Source organism: Leptolyngbya sp. AN10, assembly GCF_050565645.1.
Taxonomy (GTDB): Bacteria; Cyanobacteriota; Cyanobacteriia; order Leptolyngbyales; family Leptolyngbyaceae; genus Leptolyngbya.
Genome location: NZ_JBNXVP010000007.1, coordinates 38565 through 56047, shown reverse-complemented (window position 1 = coordinate 56047; position 17483 = coordinate 38565). Strand labels below are relative to the sequence as shown.

The following is a 17483-nucleotide window of genomic DNA, read 5'->3' as shown; positions in this document are numbered from 1 at the left end:
AGTGGGATGCGTTTTTATCTCCCTACCCCCTACTCCCTACCCCCTACTCCCTACTAATTATGATGACCCAGCATCTTATCGCGCAGATGTTTAATTCTGTCTCGATACTTCGCCGCTTCCTCGAATTCCATCTTTTTCGCAGCCTCTTTCATCTGTGCTTCAAGCTGTGTAATCAAATTAGGAATGTTCTCTAACGGAATCTCATCGGCTTTTTCGTAAACTTGCTCCAATTCCTGCGAATTCAACCGTCGCGAAACTTCGAGGAATGCCAAAATCGCATTGTTCGATTTCTTGATGATCGGTGTTGGTACGATTCCATGTTTCTCGTTGTATTCGATTTGAATCGCCCGTCTTCGCTCGGTTTCCTCGATCGCTGCTGCCATACTATCGGTCAGATTGTCTGCGTAGAGAATTGCTTTCCCTTCAACGTGTCGCGCTGCTCGTCCGATCGTCTGAATCAGCGATCGTTTTGCCCGCAAGAATCCCTCTTTATCCGCATCAAGGATCGCAACTAACGAAACTTCCGGTAAGTCCAATCCTTCTCTGAGCAAGTTCACCCCGATTAGAACATCGAATGTGCCTTCTCTGAGTTCTTGAAGGATTTCGATTCTTTCGATCGAGTTAATTTCCGAGTGCAAATATCTGACCCGAACGCCGCGCTCTTGGAAGTATTCGGTTAAATCTTCCGCCATCCGTTTCGTAAGGGTTGTCACGAGTGTTCTTTCTCGCTTCTCGACTCGCGTTTGGATTTCATGCAATAGATCATCGACTTGTCCTTGAGTCGGACGCACAAAGACTTCCGGATCAAGCACTCCAGTCGGGCGAATCACTTGCTCTACGACGCGATCTTCAGAGATTTCTAATTCCCAATCGCCCGGAGTTGCAGAAATGAACACACATTGATTTACTCTTTCCCAGAATTCCTCAGCTTTGAGGGGGCGATTATCTGCGGCACTCGGTAAACGGAAACCATGATCGATCAGCACTTTCTTACGAGCTTGGTCGCCGTTGTACATGCCTCGAATTTGGGGAATCGTCACGTGAGATTCATCGATCGCCAACAACCAATCATCAGGAAAATAGTTCAATAGACATTCCGGTTGCTCACCCGGTTGGCGACCTGCTAAATGTCTCGAATAGTTCTCCACACCGTTACAGAATCCAACTTCTCTCAAGACTTCCAAATCGTATCGAGTACGTTGCTCTAAACGTTGTGCTTCAAGTAATTTTCCTTCGCTTTCCAGTTCGATTAAGCGATGTTTTAGCTCTAATTCAATCTCGTCACAGGCAATCTGTAGTCGATCTTCTGGCGTGACAAAGTGACGGGCAGGATAGATACTAACAGCTTCCATACTTTGCAATGTCGCGCCTGTGACCGGATCAACATAGCGAATGGCATCAATTTCATCGCCAAAGAATTCGACTCGAATGATTCGATCTTCGTAAGCGGGACCAATTTCTAACACATCGCCTTTGACTCGGAACTTACCCCGACCGAGATCGAGATCATTTCGCGAATATTGCACTGATGCTAAATCGCGTAAAACTTGCCGCTGATTGACTTCTTCACCGACTCGCAGCGGAATCGACGCATTCAAATACTCAGCAGCAATTCCCAAACCATAGATACAGCTAATCGATGCCACCACAATCACATCTCTGCGCTCAAACAACGATCGAGTTGCCGAATGTCGCAGCATATCAATCTCATCGTTGATCGAAGCCGTCTTTTCGATATAAGTATCGCTCACCGGAATGTAAGCTTCAGGCTGATAATAGTCGTAATAACTGATGAAGTACTCGACTGCATTGTTTGGAAAGAATTCGCGCAACTCATTACAAAGCTGTGCCGCGAGTGTTTTGTTGTGTGCGAGGAGTAATGTTGGCTTTCCGACTTTATCGATTACTCGTGCGATCGTATGAGTCTTTCCAGTCCCGGTCGCACCTTGCAGAGTTTGATAACGATTTCCAGCATTGATACTTTTAACGAGTTGTGCGATCGCAGTTGGCTGATCGCCCTTCGGCTCAAACGGGGCTTGAATGTTAAATCCTGCCATCTTCAAATCAGAGAGAATTATCTCAATTTTAACGTTTCTAACTGAAGGCGGTTGTGTCGGAGACTGCGATCGATCGTTTCGGCAATCTCTATCTAGCGAGGGTGATGTTCTGAAGTGTAATCACCCTTCTGTTAGAGTCCCTTTCAGGGTGAAACCGTTACATTCAATACAGTTGGTTGCAAGACCAGCCCTTATCTAAAACTATTAGGAGAAAATCATGAGTTTAGAAGAAAGAGCTAAAGCTGCTGCTAAAAACGTGGAAGGTAAAGCGCAGGAAGCAATGGGAAATATCACCAATGATCCAGCGGATAAGATGGCAGGACAAGCAAAGCAAACTGAAGCTGAAGCTCGCAATGCTAAGGAAGATGTGAAAGATGCCGCGAAAGATGTCGTCGATCGTGCATAGTTAACTTCCCATCCCAATAACCTCATTCAGACGATCGTGTTTTTGCGATCGTCTTTTTTTGCATGAAAAAACCGGGACAAGCAACTCATCCCGGTCTAATTCATTCAATCCCAATTGCTTAGAAGTTCATTTCGGCAGCTTGAACGCGCTCGACCTGTTTCTTCTTCAGCACCAGGAAAATCTGGGTCAAAGTGACGATCGCAAAGAACGCCAACAGTCCCTTAATCCGATCGGGGCTTTGCAGCACGATTTCTTTGTCCACTTGACCAAATCCACCCACGTTCGGGTTGCCAGTCAGCGGATCGCCAGCTTTCACGGCATCACCTTGAGCCACTAACAGTTCAGGACCTGCGGGAATTTCATCGGTTGCAACGGTTCCATTTTCTTCAGTGATTTGGACGTTGTAGCCGCCTTCTTCAGTTTTAGCGATCGCCGAAATCGTTCCCGAAACCGTAGCGTTATAAACCGCGTTGTTGCTCTTTTGTCCGGTTGGATAGACTTGTCCGCGCCCACGGTTGCCGCCAACGTGAATTGGGTACTTACCAAAACGAACAGATTTATCGGTGTTCGGATCAGGAGACAGCACCGGGAATTCGATTTCCTGATACTGTTCACCCGGAATCGGACCAACGACTAGCCAGTTCGGATGAGCATCGCTGTACGGCTGGATATAAAGCTCTTCCGCTTTTGCTTTCTGCTCTTCGGTCATACGATCGTCTGGAGCCAGTTTGAAACCATCGGGCAGCATCAGAACCGCACCCACGTTCAAAGGTCCTTTGGTTCCATCGCCTTGAACCTGCTGAACGCCCGTGTCGTAAGGGATTTTCACCACCGCTTCAAACACGGTATCCGGCAGAATCGATTGGGGCACTTCCACTTCAGTCGGTTTTGCACCTAAGTGACAGTTCGCGCACACAATCCGACCCGTTGCTTCACGAGGATTTTCGTATTGTTGCTGAGCAAAAATCGGATAAGCCGAAGCTGCTTGAGGCAGGGCAAAACTTCCGGCAAGTAAGGTCGCGATCGCAGCGATCGTCACGATCGCTTTACGTAAAAAACTGGTTCTCATCTCTAGTTCACTCTGTTGTGCAAGGGTTCTAAACGGGATTAAGCCCACCAAGGATCGTCTCCGGTACGGAAGTCGGTTTCTGTCCAAGGAGTAAAGGAAATTTTGTCGTTTTCCACGTTCGCATGAACCAATGCCAGCGACAACGGAGCCGGACCGCGCACAACTTTTCCAGTGTTGTCGTACTGTGAACCGTGGCAGGGACACATAAATTTGTTTTCGTTGGCGTTCCAGGGCACAACACAGCCGAGGTGAGTACAAACGGCATTAATACCGTAATTCTCGATCGAGCCTTCATTCGTCACAACCACATAGGTTGGATCGCCTTTAAGACCTTGAGCAAGATTGCGATCGCCTGCTGGATGCGACGTGAGATATTCGCTGACAACGATATCGTTACCGAGCGCGTCTTTTGCCGTGACTCCACCGGATGCGCCACCTGCGGACGGTGGAATAAAGTATTTGACGACGGGATACAAAGCACCGAGCGCGACCAACGCTTCAGAGCCAAACATCAAGGCGTTCATAAATTGGCGACGACCCATGCTTGGGACATCAGAAGATTCAGATAATTGAGCCATGACTTCTTCTCTAGGGATTGCGGATGACAAAAGATTTCGCGCAGAACTGATTTGAAAGCCCTGTGTTTAAATCAATTTACATGGAGGTGCTACACTGTGACGCTCCAAGTTTGTCTAAACAGAATGTCCAGAGATCCCTTAGAGTCCGCCATTCGTAGCGTTTCTTAGGTGTATTATACATTTCGTGACATTCACATTTAGATTGGGTTAATTAACGAAATGTTACAAATTACGATTGCGCCATCATGACGGGACAAGAACTGAGGCAACTTCTTTTGAATAAATGGGGGCGATCGTATGACATTCAGGTGCGTCGCACTCAGGGAAAGTTTTTTGTTCAGGTGATGTGGAAGTATCTGGAGCAGTTATCCTTTCCGCTGTCTGAGACGGAATATTTGGAGCATCTAGATCAGGTGGCGGAATATTTGGCGGGCTGGGGCGCGATCGAGCAAGTTCAGTCTTATATTCAAAAAACTCGCGAACGTCCGAGACAGGGGAAAGCGGTGAGTATCCCGATCGATTTAGGCGATCGGGCTTCGGAGTGGTTGTTAGAAGATTTCTAGGCGGGAATTCTACGCTTGAAGTCTTTTGATTGAAGGTATGAAGCGATCGATTTTGTTGGGGTTTGTAGCTCCAGTTTTGTTTGCGAGTGTTGCAGAAGCGAGAGAACCGGGTCACGCTTGTTTTGTACGAATTAACGGAAAAACAACGGATTTATCGACTTCGGTATGTCAAAATGCACCGATGCCAGAGGCGGAAATTGCCAAGAACTTCCTTGCAGAATTGCGGTGGAAATCGGCGTATAGTCCGCGTGGAGAAGCGTTATCAGAAGCGGTCGAGAAGAATTCTCAGAAGCTTGTAGAGTCAGCGAAAGCTTACTGTGAGGCGCGGAAGAGTGGAGCTTCGGATGCTCAGATTGTACAGGTGCAACGTCAAGCAGTGCCGCAAATGGCGAGGCTGAATCGATCGGGTCAAAACTTTGTGATGTCTTTTGTGCGGCTAAACAATCAGTTGGCAGTGAAACATTTCTGCCCTGAGTTGCTGTAGATTCTAAACTCGCAAACTCCGAGTGGTGATCCATTCGGAGTTGATACTGAGCAACATTACTCTATATTTTCTTACGCTTGTAAGAAGTTTGGAAGATCTTCGAGGGTTTTCTCGATCGCGCAACAGAACGCTTTCACCTGCGCTACGGTCATTGTCGGTTCTGATCATTCCTGCCCGATCGGCTGTAGAAATCGTATTGACAATGTAAGTACACTCTCTCTACACTACACAGCATGGATATGTTTTTCGTGCTGAACGGCATTACTTTTGTTTGGAACGATGAGAAAGCACGGAGCAATGCCAGCAAGCATGACGGTATTACATTCCAGCAAGCGGCTCAGGCATTTTTTGACCCTTTCCTAATCGTGGTCGAAGCGAGTCGCAACAACGAAGAAAGAGATGCCATCATTGGATTTGATAAACGATGGAACTTGTTATACGTCGTTCACATCGAGCGTGAGGATAGTGTGATTCGGATCATTTCAGCCCGTAAAGCCACTCGACAGGAGCGCGAAGATTATGAAAATTGAAGCATTGAAGAAGCGATTAGATAAAAATCGTCCGATGACCAGCGTTACAATTCGCATTCCTGAAGATGTTATCGAGGACTTGAAGCGAATTGCACCCTTGCTGGGATTCTCCGGCTACCAACCCTTAATTCGAGCTTACATTGGTCAGGGATTGAGAGCAGATCTAGAGCGATTCGAGAGTGATACTGTATCAGCATTGGTTGAGAGTTTGAAGCGGCAGGGTGTCAGTCAGGAAGTGATTGAGCAGGCTCTAAATGAGACTGTTCATGGGTAATTAGCAGTGATGTTTTAACTGAGTCGATAGAATCGCGTGATAATAAGGCTGTCGGGTAGAAGCAATTGCCATGACCCAAACTAAGACACGATTTACGAGCATTGAGGAATTTCTAGCGTATGACGACGGCACTAATACCCGTTACGAATTGGTCAATGGGGTATTAGTCGATATGGGGGCTGAAAGTACGACCAATACGATCGTCGCTGGATTCCTGTTTGCTACTTTTCTTCAATTGGGAATTCCTGCTTATCGCATTGGGTTCAAACAGTGGATTGCGGTTAGCAGTAAAGCAGTAACGGCGCGTGATCCTGACCTGATTGTGCATTCTGAAGGATCGTTTGCCTCGATCGACGGATTGCCCCAAGCGTTGATCGCAGCAGACGCTTCTGCACCATTGATCGTGATTGAGATTGTTTCTCCTGGTAATCCGGGCAGTGAGAATTACAATCGTGATTATGTAGAGAAACCAAACGAATATGCAGCAAGAGGAATTCCAGAGTTTTGGCGAATCGATCCAGAGCGATCGATAGTCACTGTGCTGAAGCTCGAAAATGGAACCTATCAGGCAAAAGATTTTCGTGGTAGTGAATTGATTGTTTCTCCGACGTTTCCAACTTTACAACTTACAGCCGAGCAGATTTTAAGAGCTGGACGATGATTTTAATCAGACACGTTACTCTGGAAGAAATCGAACTGTTCCAGATATGCTTTGTCAGCTTTGCGATCGCGATGTTCCTTCCCTCACCGAACATCATTTAGTCCCCAGACAACAAACCAAACGCAAAAAACTCGATCCGGGTGAAACAATCGACATTTGCCCCGCTTGTCATCGCCAAATTCATGTTCTGTTTGATAATCGTCGTCTTGCACAAGAATTAAATACAGTCGATCAATTGCAATCGAATCCTGAAATGGCGAAGTTTCTCGCTTGGGTACGGAAGCAAAATCCCGATCGCAAAGTAAGAGTAAAACGATGACTCATTTCATGCTGAAAGAGATCCACGAGCAACCGGAGGTGATTCGTCGCTTGCTCGATCGTTCTCTCTCTGTTGGGAAGTTCGATCGTATTAATATTCTCGCGTGTGGAACCAGTTTGAATGCAGGTTTAATTGGACAATTCTTATTTGAGCAAGTGGCGAAAGTTCCAACACAAGTGAGATCGTCTTCGGAATCAATTTTTGCGCCAATGATTGAAACACCGAATACATTGACGATCGCAATTACTCAATCAGGAGAAACAGCAGATACGATCGCAGCATTAAAAACTGTTCAATCTAAACGAATCGCGATCACAAATGGAATTAATAGCACGATTACAAAGCTCGTTGATCAGACAATTTATACCAATGCTGGTGAAGAAAAGAGTGTTGCGGCAACAAAGACTTTTACAGCACAGTTAGTGATTCTGTATCAACTCGCGTTTCAACTTGCGAATCAAGAAGCTCAATGGCTTCAAGAAATTCCACAACAGATTGAAGCAATTCTCAAAGAGAACACGATCGCACAAATCGCAAAGTCTCTAGAAAATACTCGTGATTTGATTCTGATTGGGAGGGGGATCAATACTGCGATCGCACTTGAAGGCGCATTGAAACTGAAAGAAGCAACGTACACTCATGCCGAAGGATATGCAGCAGGCGAATTTCTGCATGGACCGATCGCGCTTTTAGATCCGCAGATTCCAACGATTGCGATCGGGAACGTGAAAAAAACTATCGATCGTATCCGAGCGAATGGAAATCCAGTGATCGAAATTCCGACTCCAGCGATCCCCGAACTATTTACTCCATTCTTAACTATCATTCCACTGCAACTTTTAGCGTATGAACTCGCAATCCTACGTAAGATAGATGTCGATCGACCAAGAAACATCACAAAATCGCTCACAACCTGAACTCTAACAGCGGTTGTTACTTTTTTGCTTTTCCCTCTATCGCGACCAAGAGAATTGCTCTAGGATTTGGGTAAATAAAAATTGTTAAAAGTATACGCTCTACCGAAATGACTCCTTCACCCGATCCGCGTCGTCGCTTAACCTCTGATGAACTGATCGCGATGTTCGTCGCCTTTCTCAGCATTGGAGGCATCTTTTTCTGGGCAACTCGACAACCTGATTCTGGATTTGATTTTGGGTCGCTCTTTTCGAGTACTCCACAGGTTGCGCCGTCACCTGGAGGAATACTGCCTTCACCAGAGCCGCCCCGTGGAACCGTAATCGCGCCTTCCCCTGCAAACCCTCAAACGCTGCTTCCGATCCCCCAAATCGAAGCCACTAGCGCTCCCCAGCCGACCACCCAGGCAACCGTTCCACCGAGTCCGACTGCGAACGCGGAGCGCGGTGCAAGCAACGTACCGGTTCCCGTTCCCAGCCCGAACAATCTCCCCAATCTCGTTCCGTCTCCCACGACTCCGCCTTCTCCTGGAGTTGCGAAAGGCTTCACCGATGTTCCGGGCGATTTTTGGGCAGCCCCTTACATCTCAGAACTGACTCGTCGGGGCATCTTAGGCGGGTTCCAGGACGGAAGCTTTAAGCCAGATGAGCCGATCACCCGCGCTCAGTTTGCTTCGCTATTAGGGAAAGCATTTGGGAAACCAAAAGAGCGGCAGGCTCAGACGTTTGAAGATGTCCCAGAAAATTACTGGGCGCGATCGTCGATCGATGATGCGGTACAAACTGGATTTATGAGCGGATATGCGGAAGGACTGTTTCGACCGGATCAACAGATTCCGCTGTATCAGTTGCAGGTCGCGCTTGCTTCGGGCTTGAACATTCAACCTCCTGCCGCTCCTGATCAAACGTTGGCAAAATTCCAGGATGTGGGCGACTTACCAAAATGGGCACAGGGGAAAGTGGCAGCAGCAGTTGGTTCGGGAATTGTTACCGGATTTCCGAGTGCTCAACAGTTGACTCCGAATCGGGTGGCGACTCGTGCAGATGCAGCAGCGTTGCTCTATCAAGCACTGGTGAAAGAAGGACGGATCACGCCGACGAAGTAGGGAGTGGGGAGTAGGGAGTAGGGGGTGAAAATCTAGGGAGATAGGTATAGCGTTGATGCTAGTTTTGCTGCACTTCATTCCCCACTCCCCACTCCCCACTCCGTCCAATTCGCATTTCAACAAACCACTCTCCATCTCCTCATCTAGAATGGGAAAGCATAACTTTTTGCCCCATATTCGCATTGAGGAGTTGACTCGTGGAGTCCCGTTATACCCCCGCCGAGATTGAAACAAAATGGCAACAGGCTTGGATAGCAGCAGATTTGTATCAAACGCCTGAAACCAGCGATCGCCCGAAATTTTATGCGCTATCGATGTTTCCTTATCCCTCTGGAAATCTCCACATGGGTCATGTGCGGGTGTATACGATCGTCGATGTGATTGCTCGATTGAAAAGAATGCAAGGCTATCGGGTGCTGAATCCGATGGGGTGGGATGCGTTCGGATTGCCTGCGGAAAATGCAGCGATCGAGCGTGGGGTTCATCCTACGAAATGGACGTATCAGAATATTGATCAGATGCGCGACCAGTTAAAGCTGTTGGGCATCTCGTTCGATTGGTCAAAAGAATTGGCAACGTGTTCTCCGGATTACTATCGCTGGACGCAATGGATCTTTTTGGAGTTCTTTAAGGCAGGTTTGGCGTACCAGAAAGAAGCGACGGTGAATTGGGACCCGATCGATCAAACTGTATTAGCAAATGAGCAGGTTGATGCAGAGGGAAAATCTTGGCGATCGGGTGCGAAAGTTGAACGGAAATTGCTGCGTCAGTGGTTTTTGAAGATTACGGACTATGCAGAGCAACTGTTAGTTGATTTGGACAAACTGACCGGATGGCCCGATCGCGTTAAATTAATGCAGGCAAACTGGATCGGCAAATCAACAGGCGCACAAGTTACTTTCAAAACTGAAGCAGGTGACGATATTGTTGTGTTTACCACTCGCCCGGATACGCTGTGGGGAGCATCGTTTATGGTGCTATCTCCAGAGCATCCGTTAGTAGAGAAGTTGACCACATCGGAACAATCAGCAGCGATCGCACAATATCAATCAGCAGCAGCAGCGAAAAGTGATCTCGATCGAACTGCGGAAGGTCAAGAAAAGACTGGCGTTTGGACTGGAAGCTATGCAATCAATCCAGTGAACGATCAGCGCATTCCAATCTGGATCGCGGACTATGTGCTGATGGACTATGGAACGGGTGCAATTATGGCAGTTCCAGCCCATGATCAGCGCGATTTCGAGTTTGCTAAGAAATTCGATTTGCCGATCAAAGTTGTTGTTCAACCATCGGATCAAACCTTAGATGCAGCAACCATGACCGAAGCTTATGCAGGTGAAGGCGTGATGGTGAACTCTGGAGAATTAGATGGAGTTCCGGCAGGCAAAGGGAAAGGTCAGAGTGTGGAAAGTGCGATCGCATTTCTCGAATCTAAGCAAAAAGGAAAAGGCACATCAAACTATCGCTTAAGAGATTGGTTGATTTCTCGCCAAAGATACTGGGGCGCACCGATTCCGATTATTCACTGTCCGAACTGTGGAGCCGTTCCTGTCCCCGATTCTGATTTACCTGTCGCGCTGCCTGAGAATGTTGAGTTCTCTGGTAAAGGTGGCTCTCCTCTCACTCAGTTAGAATCCTGGCTGAATGTTCCTTGTCCAAGCTGTGGAACGCCTGCAAAACGCGAAACAGATACGATGGACACCTTTATCGATTCGTCGTGGTACTTCTTGCGCTATCCCGATGCTAAGAACGACCAAGCAGTATTTGATAAAGCTGTTACTAATGATTGGATGCCTGTTGATCAGTATGTGGGCGGAATTGAACACGCAATTTTGCACTTACTGTACTCGCGATTTTTTACGAAAGTATTGCGCGATCGAGGTTTACTCAACTTCGATGAGCCGTTCGAGCGCTTGTTAACTCAAGGAATGGTTCAAGGTAGAACTTACAAGAACCCTAGTACTGGTAAGTATGTGCTTCCTACTGATGTCAAAGATGCGAACAATCCGATCGATCCAAACACTGGGGACAAGCTAGAAGTCGTTTTCGAGAAGATGTCTAAATCGAAGCATAACGGCGTTGCTCCGGGTGACGTAGTGGATAAGTATGGAGCAGATACGGCTCGAATGTTCATCCTGTTCAAAGCACCCCCAGAGAAGGACTTAGAGTGGGAGGATGCGGATGTCGAAGGACAATTTCGATTCCTCAATCGAGTGTGGCGATTGGTTTCAGAATTCACGCTGAACAATCGAACTGCAACCGAACTGACCAAAGCCGAGAAAGATTTACGTCGATCGATTCACATTGCGATCAAAGAAATCACTGAAGACTTACAAGGTGACTATCAATTCAATACAGCCGTTTCTGAATTGATGAAATTGAGCAATGCTCTGAGCGACTTTGCTCAAAAAGATTCGCCAGTCTATGCTGAAGGAATTGATACTTTGCTGCGATTGTTAGCTCCTTTTGCTCCTCACATTGCCGAAGAGTTATGGCATTTGATTGGACACTCTGACTCGATTCACACGCAATCTTTCCCGATCGTTGATCCAACTGCTTTAATTGCGGATGAGAAAACGATCGTGATTCAAATCTTAGGTAAAACCAGAGGCACGATCGAGACGGCAACTGCGATCGCAGATGACAAAGCGGCATTAGAACAATTTGCGCGAGAGTCAGAGATTGCAAAACGCTACATTGAAGGCAAAGAGATCAAAAAAGTGATTGTTGTGCCTGGAAAGCTCGTTAACTTCGTTGTGGTTTAGCAATGCCTAAGAAGATTCGAGAGCTGAAAAGTTTGCTGTTAAAAGCAGGCTTCAAATGTAAACCCGGAAAAGGAAGCCATACAAAATGGTCACACCCCTTATTTAGTGGAAGGTTAACCTTGCCAGGAAAAGACGGTTCTGATGCAAAAGCCTACCAGGAGCAAGACGTATACGAAGCGATTCAGCAGGTAGAAAACCAACAAAACCAGGAGAAATCATAGTGATGAATCATCGATATAGTATCTTAATTCAATGGTCGGACGAGGATCAGTGCTACATTGTCAGCTTGCCTGAATGGGGTAAGTACTGTCATACGCACGGAGAGACTTACGAAGAAGCCTTGCAAAATGCACAAGAAGTCTTAGAACTATTAGTTGAATCCGCGATCGCAGAAGGCGAACCTCTACCCGAACCCCAAATCTTTGGACAAACCCTTCAAACTGCTTAGGAAAAATGACAGACTTACAGAACTATGATCCGAGTGGGATTGGTGTTGTCGGGCGGTTGTTCGGATTGCCATTTGACCAAGACTCAGCAAATTTAATTGTCTTAGGTGTGCCTTGGGAAGTGACTGTTTCTTACAGTGCAGGAACAGCCCGTGGCGTTGAAGCAATGCTGAACGCTTCTTCACAGCTTGATTTGTACGATTTTGACAATCCGGACGGGTGGAAGCAAGGAATTTTTATGCCTGAGATTTCTCAGGAAATTCTCGATCGTAGTGACAGTCTCAGAGCCGATGCTGCCAAAATTATTGATTGTTTGTCGATCGGACAACCGCTTGACGCTGAACTATCACAACTACTAGAGAGCGTAAATCAAGGCTGTGAAGCACTCAATCAATGGTTGTTTGAACACTGCGATCGATTATTGCAACAAGGAAAACGAGTTGCGGTGATTGGTGGGGATCATAGTGTGCCGCTGGGATATTTAAGAGCGATCGCACAGCATTACGAAAATTTTGGCATCTTACACATTGATGCTCATGCGGACTTACGAGAAGCTTATGAAGGCTTTGAGTATTCGCACGCTTCGATCATGTATAACGTGCTGAAACTGCCGCAAATGACCAAACTCGTTCAAATTGGCATTCGCGATGTTTGCTTAGATGAAGTCAATTTAATTCGCAATTCTAACGGGCGGATTTCGACTTACTTTGATTCGATGCTGAAACAGAAACAGTATGCGGGTGTTGCTTGGCTCGAAACCTGTCAGCAAATTGTGTCTGAACTACCGCAGGAAGTTTACATCAGTGTTGATGTGGATGGCTTTGATCCGAAGCTTTGTCCGACGACGGGAACGCCTGTGCCGGGTGGATTGGAGTTGGAGCAAGCGTTTTGTTTGTTCCGCGAAGTGGTGAACAGTGGACGCAGAGTGATTGGCTTTGATGTGGTTGAAATTGGGAATGCGGAATGGGATGGGAACGTTGCAGCCAGAACGATCTACAAACTGTGTAATTTGATGGATTTGACTTGGCAGAATTAGAACCTTGACGAATTCTTTAGATGGGGGAAAACGCGGAGAGACAGTGGTAAAAGATAAATAGCCCACTGTTCTTTGTTCTGCCTGTGCCTCCCAGAAAGTCAACAAAATCAACTCAGCGTAAAGTGGATTATGCTGATTTGGTGTCACGTCGCATTTTTATCAGCTACCGTAGCCAAGATCCAGATCGGTCGTTGGCAGCGGAGTTTCAGCGATCGCTAATCGAATCCGGTCACACTGCATTTATGGCAGGTGAAAGCATTCGCTTAGGTGAAAATTGGTCAGACCGCATTGATACAGAATTACAGCAATGTGACTATTTATTGTTACTGCTATCCCCTCAGTCGGCGGTTAGCGAAATGGTCACAGAAGAAGTCCGACGAGCCAGAGAGTTAAGAGATACACGAGACGAAAAGCGTCCAATCCTCTTACCGATTCGCGTTAATTTTCCGTTTGATTCCCCATTGAACTACGACTTACGTGGATATTTACAACGTATTCAACAGCGGGAATGGAAATCGGAACTCGATACAACCAAGATTTTGCAGGAAGTCTTGGAATTAGTTGGAACGAATGCAGAGTGGATTGCTGAACAACGAGAAGAGCCAGCGGTTTTACGCCAAGACCGTCCAGACGATCCACCGTTACCGATCGCGGAACCAGAACTTGATCCCGAACTGTATCGCGAACCCGGAGGAGCCGTTGCGCTGGAGTCAGACTTGTATGTTGAGCGAGGAGCGATCGAAGCAGACTGTTACCGAGAAATTTTGCAGCCTGGAGCCTTGATTCGGATCAAAGCACCGAGACAGATGGGTAAAACTTCGCTGATGGCAAGAACGCTGGATCATGCGAGACAGCAGGGATGTCAGACGATTTCATTTAGTTTTCAACGAGCGGATCGAGCGTGTTTTTCGGATTTGGATTTGCTATTGCGTTGGTTTTGTCAGCAAGTTGGACGCAGGCTGAAACGGTTATCTCAGTTAGAGGACTCGTGGAAGATCGGAGGAAGTAAAGACAAATGTTCTGATTACTTTCTGGATTGTTTGGAAGAGTTAGAGCAGCCATTGGTTATCGCAATGGATGAGGTCGATCTTGTATTTCCGTATCGAGAAGTAGCAGATGATTTTTTTGCGCTGTTGCGATCGTGGTTTGATGCTGCTCGAATTGGCGATAGTGATAGCGAACTCTGGCGGAAGTTGCGGTTAATGATTGTTCATTCGACCGAGGCGTATGTGCCGTTGGATATGAATCAATCACCGTTTAATGTGGGCAAGAATGTTGACCTAGAAGAGTTTACGCGATCGCAGGTTCAAGAGTTGGCGCAGCGATATCGATTGCAGGATGAGGTTGTCGATGAGATTGCAACATTGGTCGGGGGACATCCGTATCTGGTTCGCAAGGCGTTTTATCATTTGCGACGACAGGATGCGACGCTGGAGCAATTGAAACAAACCGCAGCAACAGAGGCGGGAATTTATAGCGATCATTTGCGACGGCATTTGCTGAATTTACGCACGTATCCGCAGTTGGTGGAAGCCTTGCGGCAAGTGGTGGTCAAAAGTAAACCTGTGGAATTAGAGGCGGAACCTGCTTTTAAGTTGGAAAGTATGGGGCTGATTGCGCTGCAAGGAAATGAGGCAAGACCGCGCTGCGAGTTGTATCGATCGTATTTTCAAGACCATCTGAAAACCTAACCATGAACACGACATCAAAGTACCACTATCAGGTTGGCGGCAGTTTGGAGCGGAATGCACCGAGTTATGGGGTGCGGCAGGCGGATGCGGATTTTTATCGGGCGCTCAAAGCAGGGGAGTTTTGCTATGTGCTGAATTCTCGGCAGATGGGCAAGTCGAGTCTGCGGGTCAGGGTGATGGATCGATTGCAGGCAGAAGGAATCGCTTGCTGTGTGATTGATATTACGTCGATCGGGAGTCGGGGGATCACCGCGTCGGAATGGTATTGGGGCGTAGTGCGGCGCTTGTCTCGATCGTTTAAAACGTCGATCGATTTGAAATCCTGGTGGCAGGAACGAGCAGAAGCGTCTCCGGTCGATCGCTTAAGTCAGTTTATCGAAGAGGTGTTGCTGGTTGAGGTGCAGTCGTCGATCGTTATTTTTATCGACGAAATTGACAGCATTCTCAATCTGGATTTTAAGGATGATTTTTTTGCGCTGATTCGGACTTGCTATAACCAACGGGCGGAAAATCCAGAATATCGACGGCTGACGTTTGCGCTGTTGGGGGTGGCGACTCCTTCGGATTTGATTCAGGACAAGAGCCGAACGCCGTTTAATATTGGTCGATCGATTGAGTTACGCGGCTTGCAACTGCATGAAGCGGAACCGTTGGCAGAGGGATTGAAAGGGAAAGCGGAAGATGCGATCGGGGTTTTAAGCGCGATTCTCGATTGGACAGGAGGACAGCCGTTTTTGACTCAAAAGGTTTGTCAGTTTGTGCAAGCTGAGACAGAACCGATTCCAGCGGGGCAAGAAGTGGAACGGGTTAGCGCGATCGTACAGTCTCGCTTGATTGAAAATTGGGAAGGGCAGGATGAACCGGAGCATTTGCGGACGATTCAGAATCGGGTGATGCGAAATGAACATCTCAAAGGGAAACTATTAGAACTATATCAGCAGATTTTGCGACAAGGAAAGATTCCTGCCACTGCTAGTGAAGATCAAATTCAATTAAGATTGTCTGGACTGGTGATTGAGGATAAGGGAGAATTGCGATCTCACAATCGAATCTATGCGACGGTATTTAATCAAGCTTGGGTTGAACAGATCTTGGCAGAATTGCGTCCGTACGCTGAAGCGATTTCAGCCTGGTTAGTATCAAATTGCGAGGATAAGTCTCGTTTATTGCGAGGACAGGCATTACATGATGCGTTGGATTGGGCAGAAGAAAAACTTCTAACTCAAGATGATAATCAGTTTCTAACACAAAGCCAACGATTACAGTCTCAGGAGCTTGAGCTTCAATTAGGACAGGAGATCAAAGAGAAAGAGGCAATTCTTAGATCTAGAGCATTCAGATTTGGGACAAAGGAAGCAGATTCAATTGCTTCCTTGATTGAGCTATGTGACCAGTATATAGATGAAGCAGAGAAATATCTGTTCGATGGTTCATTCCAAACTTGGTTACTTGGGAATTTAGGAGAGGCAGTTCTAGCTCAATCTGCAAAGACGATTAGTAATACGTATCGAGAAAGTGATACTCGGAAAGGGCTAGAACTCTTTGTCAGAGAACTTTGTAAGAGGGTTGGAATTCTACCATATCCTCAGATATCAGTACAACCAAGTACCATACAGTTTCAAAATTTGGCTGTTGGCGAACAGAAAAATAGTATTTTGAAATTTGATAATCAAGGGCGTGGCTTTGTATGGGGAACGGTTGAAATTTTAGGCAATATTCCTAGTGTAAGATTAGCATCTCAACAATTTAATTCACTTGATTCCCTAACAATCTTGTTAGATACGGTAGATGCTGAACCAGGGACATATCAGGGACAAATTGTCTGTATTTCTGACGAACGTACTTTGTCATATAGCATTCCCGTACATTATACCGTTCAAGAATTTGAAATTTGCCTAACCTACACAGTTCAGAAATCTGAGGATCACCATATTACTGATAAGATATATCTTGGAAGCTTCTTACAAGGGCAATACATTGAACCTATAGATGTTGAGTTGGAATTGGTGTCTGCTCAAAAACTTAAAGTAGAAGTCATAACAACTCGGTTTTTAGTAACACAGTTCTTAGGTGGTACAAATAGCCAGCAATTTGGTCACAAATCAAGTAGAACTTATAATCAAAATAAGTTGAGAGTTCATATTGTTCCAAACACAAAACAGGCAAAGCTTGTAGGGTTTTATCAAGAAGCAGTATTTATAAAAGCTGGTAATAAAGAACGCAGTATTCTAGTCAAGTTCCGAGTAATTTATGATTGGGATAAAATTATTAGGAAATTTCTCTTTCTAGGAAATCTTACAGCCATAATTATGGGAATAGTTCGATGGATTTTAGGAGAAGGTCTTCAAATTCAAGGTTGGCAATTCTACCTTCCACTAGTACAATCCTATACAACATTGGCAGATCAGCCTACTATATTAAGCGTAGCTCTTTATTCCACTGTAATTCAGGCATTAGCTTACATGGTCTTCCTTATCCTTAGAGAGATTGTATAAGCTCTCGCAATTATAGTGTTTGTTGTGGCACTCTCTTGAATTTAAGTAAAAGTAGATGCACGTGAGAAATCAGCTTATAAAGAAAGTCA

General features: G+C 46.2%; 18 protein-coding genes. 15 read left to right on the top strand and 3 right to left on the bottom strand.

Annotated elements, in window-relative coordinates:
- Positions 1-53: 53 nt before the first annotated feature.
- Positions 54-2057, bottom strand: a complete 2004-nt coding sequence (uvrB, locus tag ACQ4M5_RS11930) for an excinuclease ABC subunit UvrB (RefSeq protein WP_430675835.1) — start codon at positions 2055-2057, stop codon at positions 54-56.
- Between the two features lie 217 nt (positions 2058-2274).
- Between uvrB and ACQ4M5_RS11925 the strand changes: the two genes are divergently transcribed.
- Positions 2275-2463: a CsbD family protein gene (locus tag ACQ4M5_RS11925; RefSeq protein WP_430675834.1), complete on the top strand. Its 189-nt coding sequence runs from the start codon at positions 2275-2277 to the stop codon at positions 2461-2463.
- A gap of 118 nt (positions 2464-2581) precedes the next feature.
- Here ACQ4M5_RS11925 and petA read toward each other — a convergent pair whose 3' ends face one another.
- Both petA and petC read right to left on the bottom strand, forming a co-directional pair.
- Positions 2582-3532, bottom strand: a complete 951-nt coding sequence (petA, locus tag ACQ4M5_RS11920; RefSeq protein WP_430675833.1) for a cytochrome f — start codon at positions 3530-3532, stop codon at positions 2582-2584.
- Positions 3533-3570: 38 nt separating this feature from the next.
- Positions 3571-4110 carry a cytochrome b6-f complex iron-sulfur subunit gene (gene petC, locus ACQ4M5_RS11915; protein ID WP_430675832.1) on the bottom strand — a complete coding sequence of 180 codons (540 nt, stop codon included), beginning with the start codon at positions 4108-4110 and terminating at the stop codon, positions 3571-3573.
- 245 nt (positions 4111-4355) lie between these two features.
- Here petC and ACQ4M5_RS11910 point away from each other — a divergent pair, with 245 nt between their 5' ends.
- The 14 genes from ACQ4M5_RS11910 to ACQ4M5_RS11845 all read left to right on the top strand — a co-directional run bounded on the left by ACQ4M5_RS11910 (position 4356) and on the right by ACQ4M5_RS11845 (position 17394).
- Positions 4356-4673: a DUF3067 family protein gene (locus tag ACQ4M5_RS11910; protein WP_430675831.1), complete on the top strand. Its 318-nt coding sequence runs from the start codon at positions 4356-4358 to the stop codon at positions 4671-4673.
- Positions 4674-4710: 37 nt separating this feature from the next.
- A complete protein-coding gene (locus tag ACQ4M5_RS11905; RefSeq protein ID WP_430675830.1) occupies positions 4711-5157 on the top strand; it encodes a hypothetical protein in 447 nt (148 codons plus the stop codon).
- Between the two features lie 233 nt (positions 5158-5390).
- Complete coding sequence (locus ACQ4M5_RS11900) at positions 5391-5687, top strand: BrnT family toxin (RefSeq protein WP_430675829.1); 297 nt, start codon at positions 5391-5393, stop codon at positions 5685-5687.
- Positions 5677-5961: a hypothetical protein gene (locus ACQ4M5_RS11895; protein ID WP_430675828.1), complete on the top strand. Its 285-nt coding sequence runs from the start codon at positions 5677-5679 to the stop codon at positions 5959-5961. The genes ACQ4M5_RS11900 and ACQ4M5_RS11895 overlap by 11 nt, the downstream gene beginning before the upstream one ends.
- A 70-nt stretch (positions 5962-6031) precedes the next feature.
- A complete protein-coding gene (locus ACQ4M5_RS11890) occupies positions 6032-6622 on the top strand; it encodes a Uma2 family endonuclease (protein ID WP_430675827.1) in 591 nt (196 codons plus the stop codon).
- A gap of 46 nt (positions 6623-6668) precedes the next feature.
- On the top strand, positions 6669-6941 hold the full coding sequence (locus tag ACQ4M5_RS11885) for an HNH endonuclease (protein ID WP_430675826.1): 273 nt from the start codon (positions 6669-6671) through the stop codon (positions 6939-6941).
- Entirely contained in the window at positions 6938-7858 is a 921-nt protein-coding gene (locus ACQ4M5_RS11880) for an SIS domain-containing protein (RefSeq protein WP_430675825.1), read from the top strand. The genes ACQ4M5_RS11885 and ACQ4M5_RS11880 overlap by 4 nt, the downstream gene beginning before the upstream one ends.
- Before the next feature lie 107 nt (positions 7859-7965).
- Complete coding sequence (locus ACQ4M5_RS11875) at positions 7966-8961, top strand: S-layer homology domain-containing protein (RefSeq protein WP_430675824.1); 996 nt, start codon at positions 7966-7968, stop codon at positions 8959-8961.
- A 197-nt stretch (positions 8962-9158) separates the two neighbouring features.
- A complete protein-coding gene (gene leuS / locus ACQ4M5_RS11870; RefSeq protein ID WP_430675823.1) occupies positions 9159-11726 on the top strand; it encodes a leucine--tRNA ligase in 2568 nt (855 codons plus the stop codon).
- 2 nt (positions 11727-11728) lie between these two features.
- Entirely contained in the window at positions 11729-11947 is a 219-nt protein-coding gene (locus tag ACQ4M5_RS11865; protein WP_430675822.1) for a type II toxin-antitoxin system HicA family toxin, read from the top strand.
- Between the two features lie 2 nt (positions 11948-11949).
- The gene (locus ACQ4M5_RS11860) at positions 11950-12174 is read left to right on the top strand and encodes a type II toxin-antitoxin system HicB family antitoxin (RefSeq protein ID WP_430675821.1); all 225 of its coding nucleotides are present in this window, start codon (positions 11950-11952) and stop codon (positions 12172-12174) included.
- A 5-nt stretch (positions 12175-12179) separates the two neighbouring features.
- Positions 12180-13208: an agmatinase family protein gene (locus ACQ4M5_RS11855; RefSeq protein WP_430675820.1), complete on the top strand. Its 1029-nt coding sequence runs from the start codon at positions 12180-12182 to the stop codon at positions 13206-13208.
- Between the two features lie 83 nt (positions 13209-13291).
- Positions 13292-14899 (top strand): AAA-like domain-containing protein, encoded by a 1608-nt coding sequence (locus tag ACQ4M5_RS11850; protein ID WP_430675819.1) that lies wholly within the window; start codon positions 13292-13294, stop codon positions 14897-14899.
- A 2-nt stretch (positions 14900-14901) separates the two neighbouring features.
- On the top strand, positions 14902-17394 hold the full coding sequence (locus ACQ4M5_RS11845) for an AAA-like domain-containing protein (protein ID WP_430675818.1): 2493 nt from the start codon (positions 14902-14904) through the stop codon (positions 17392-17394).
- Positions 17395-17483 lie beyond the last annotated feature (89 nt).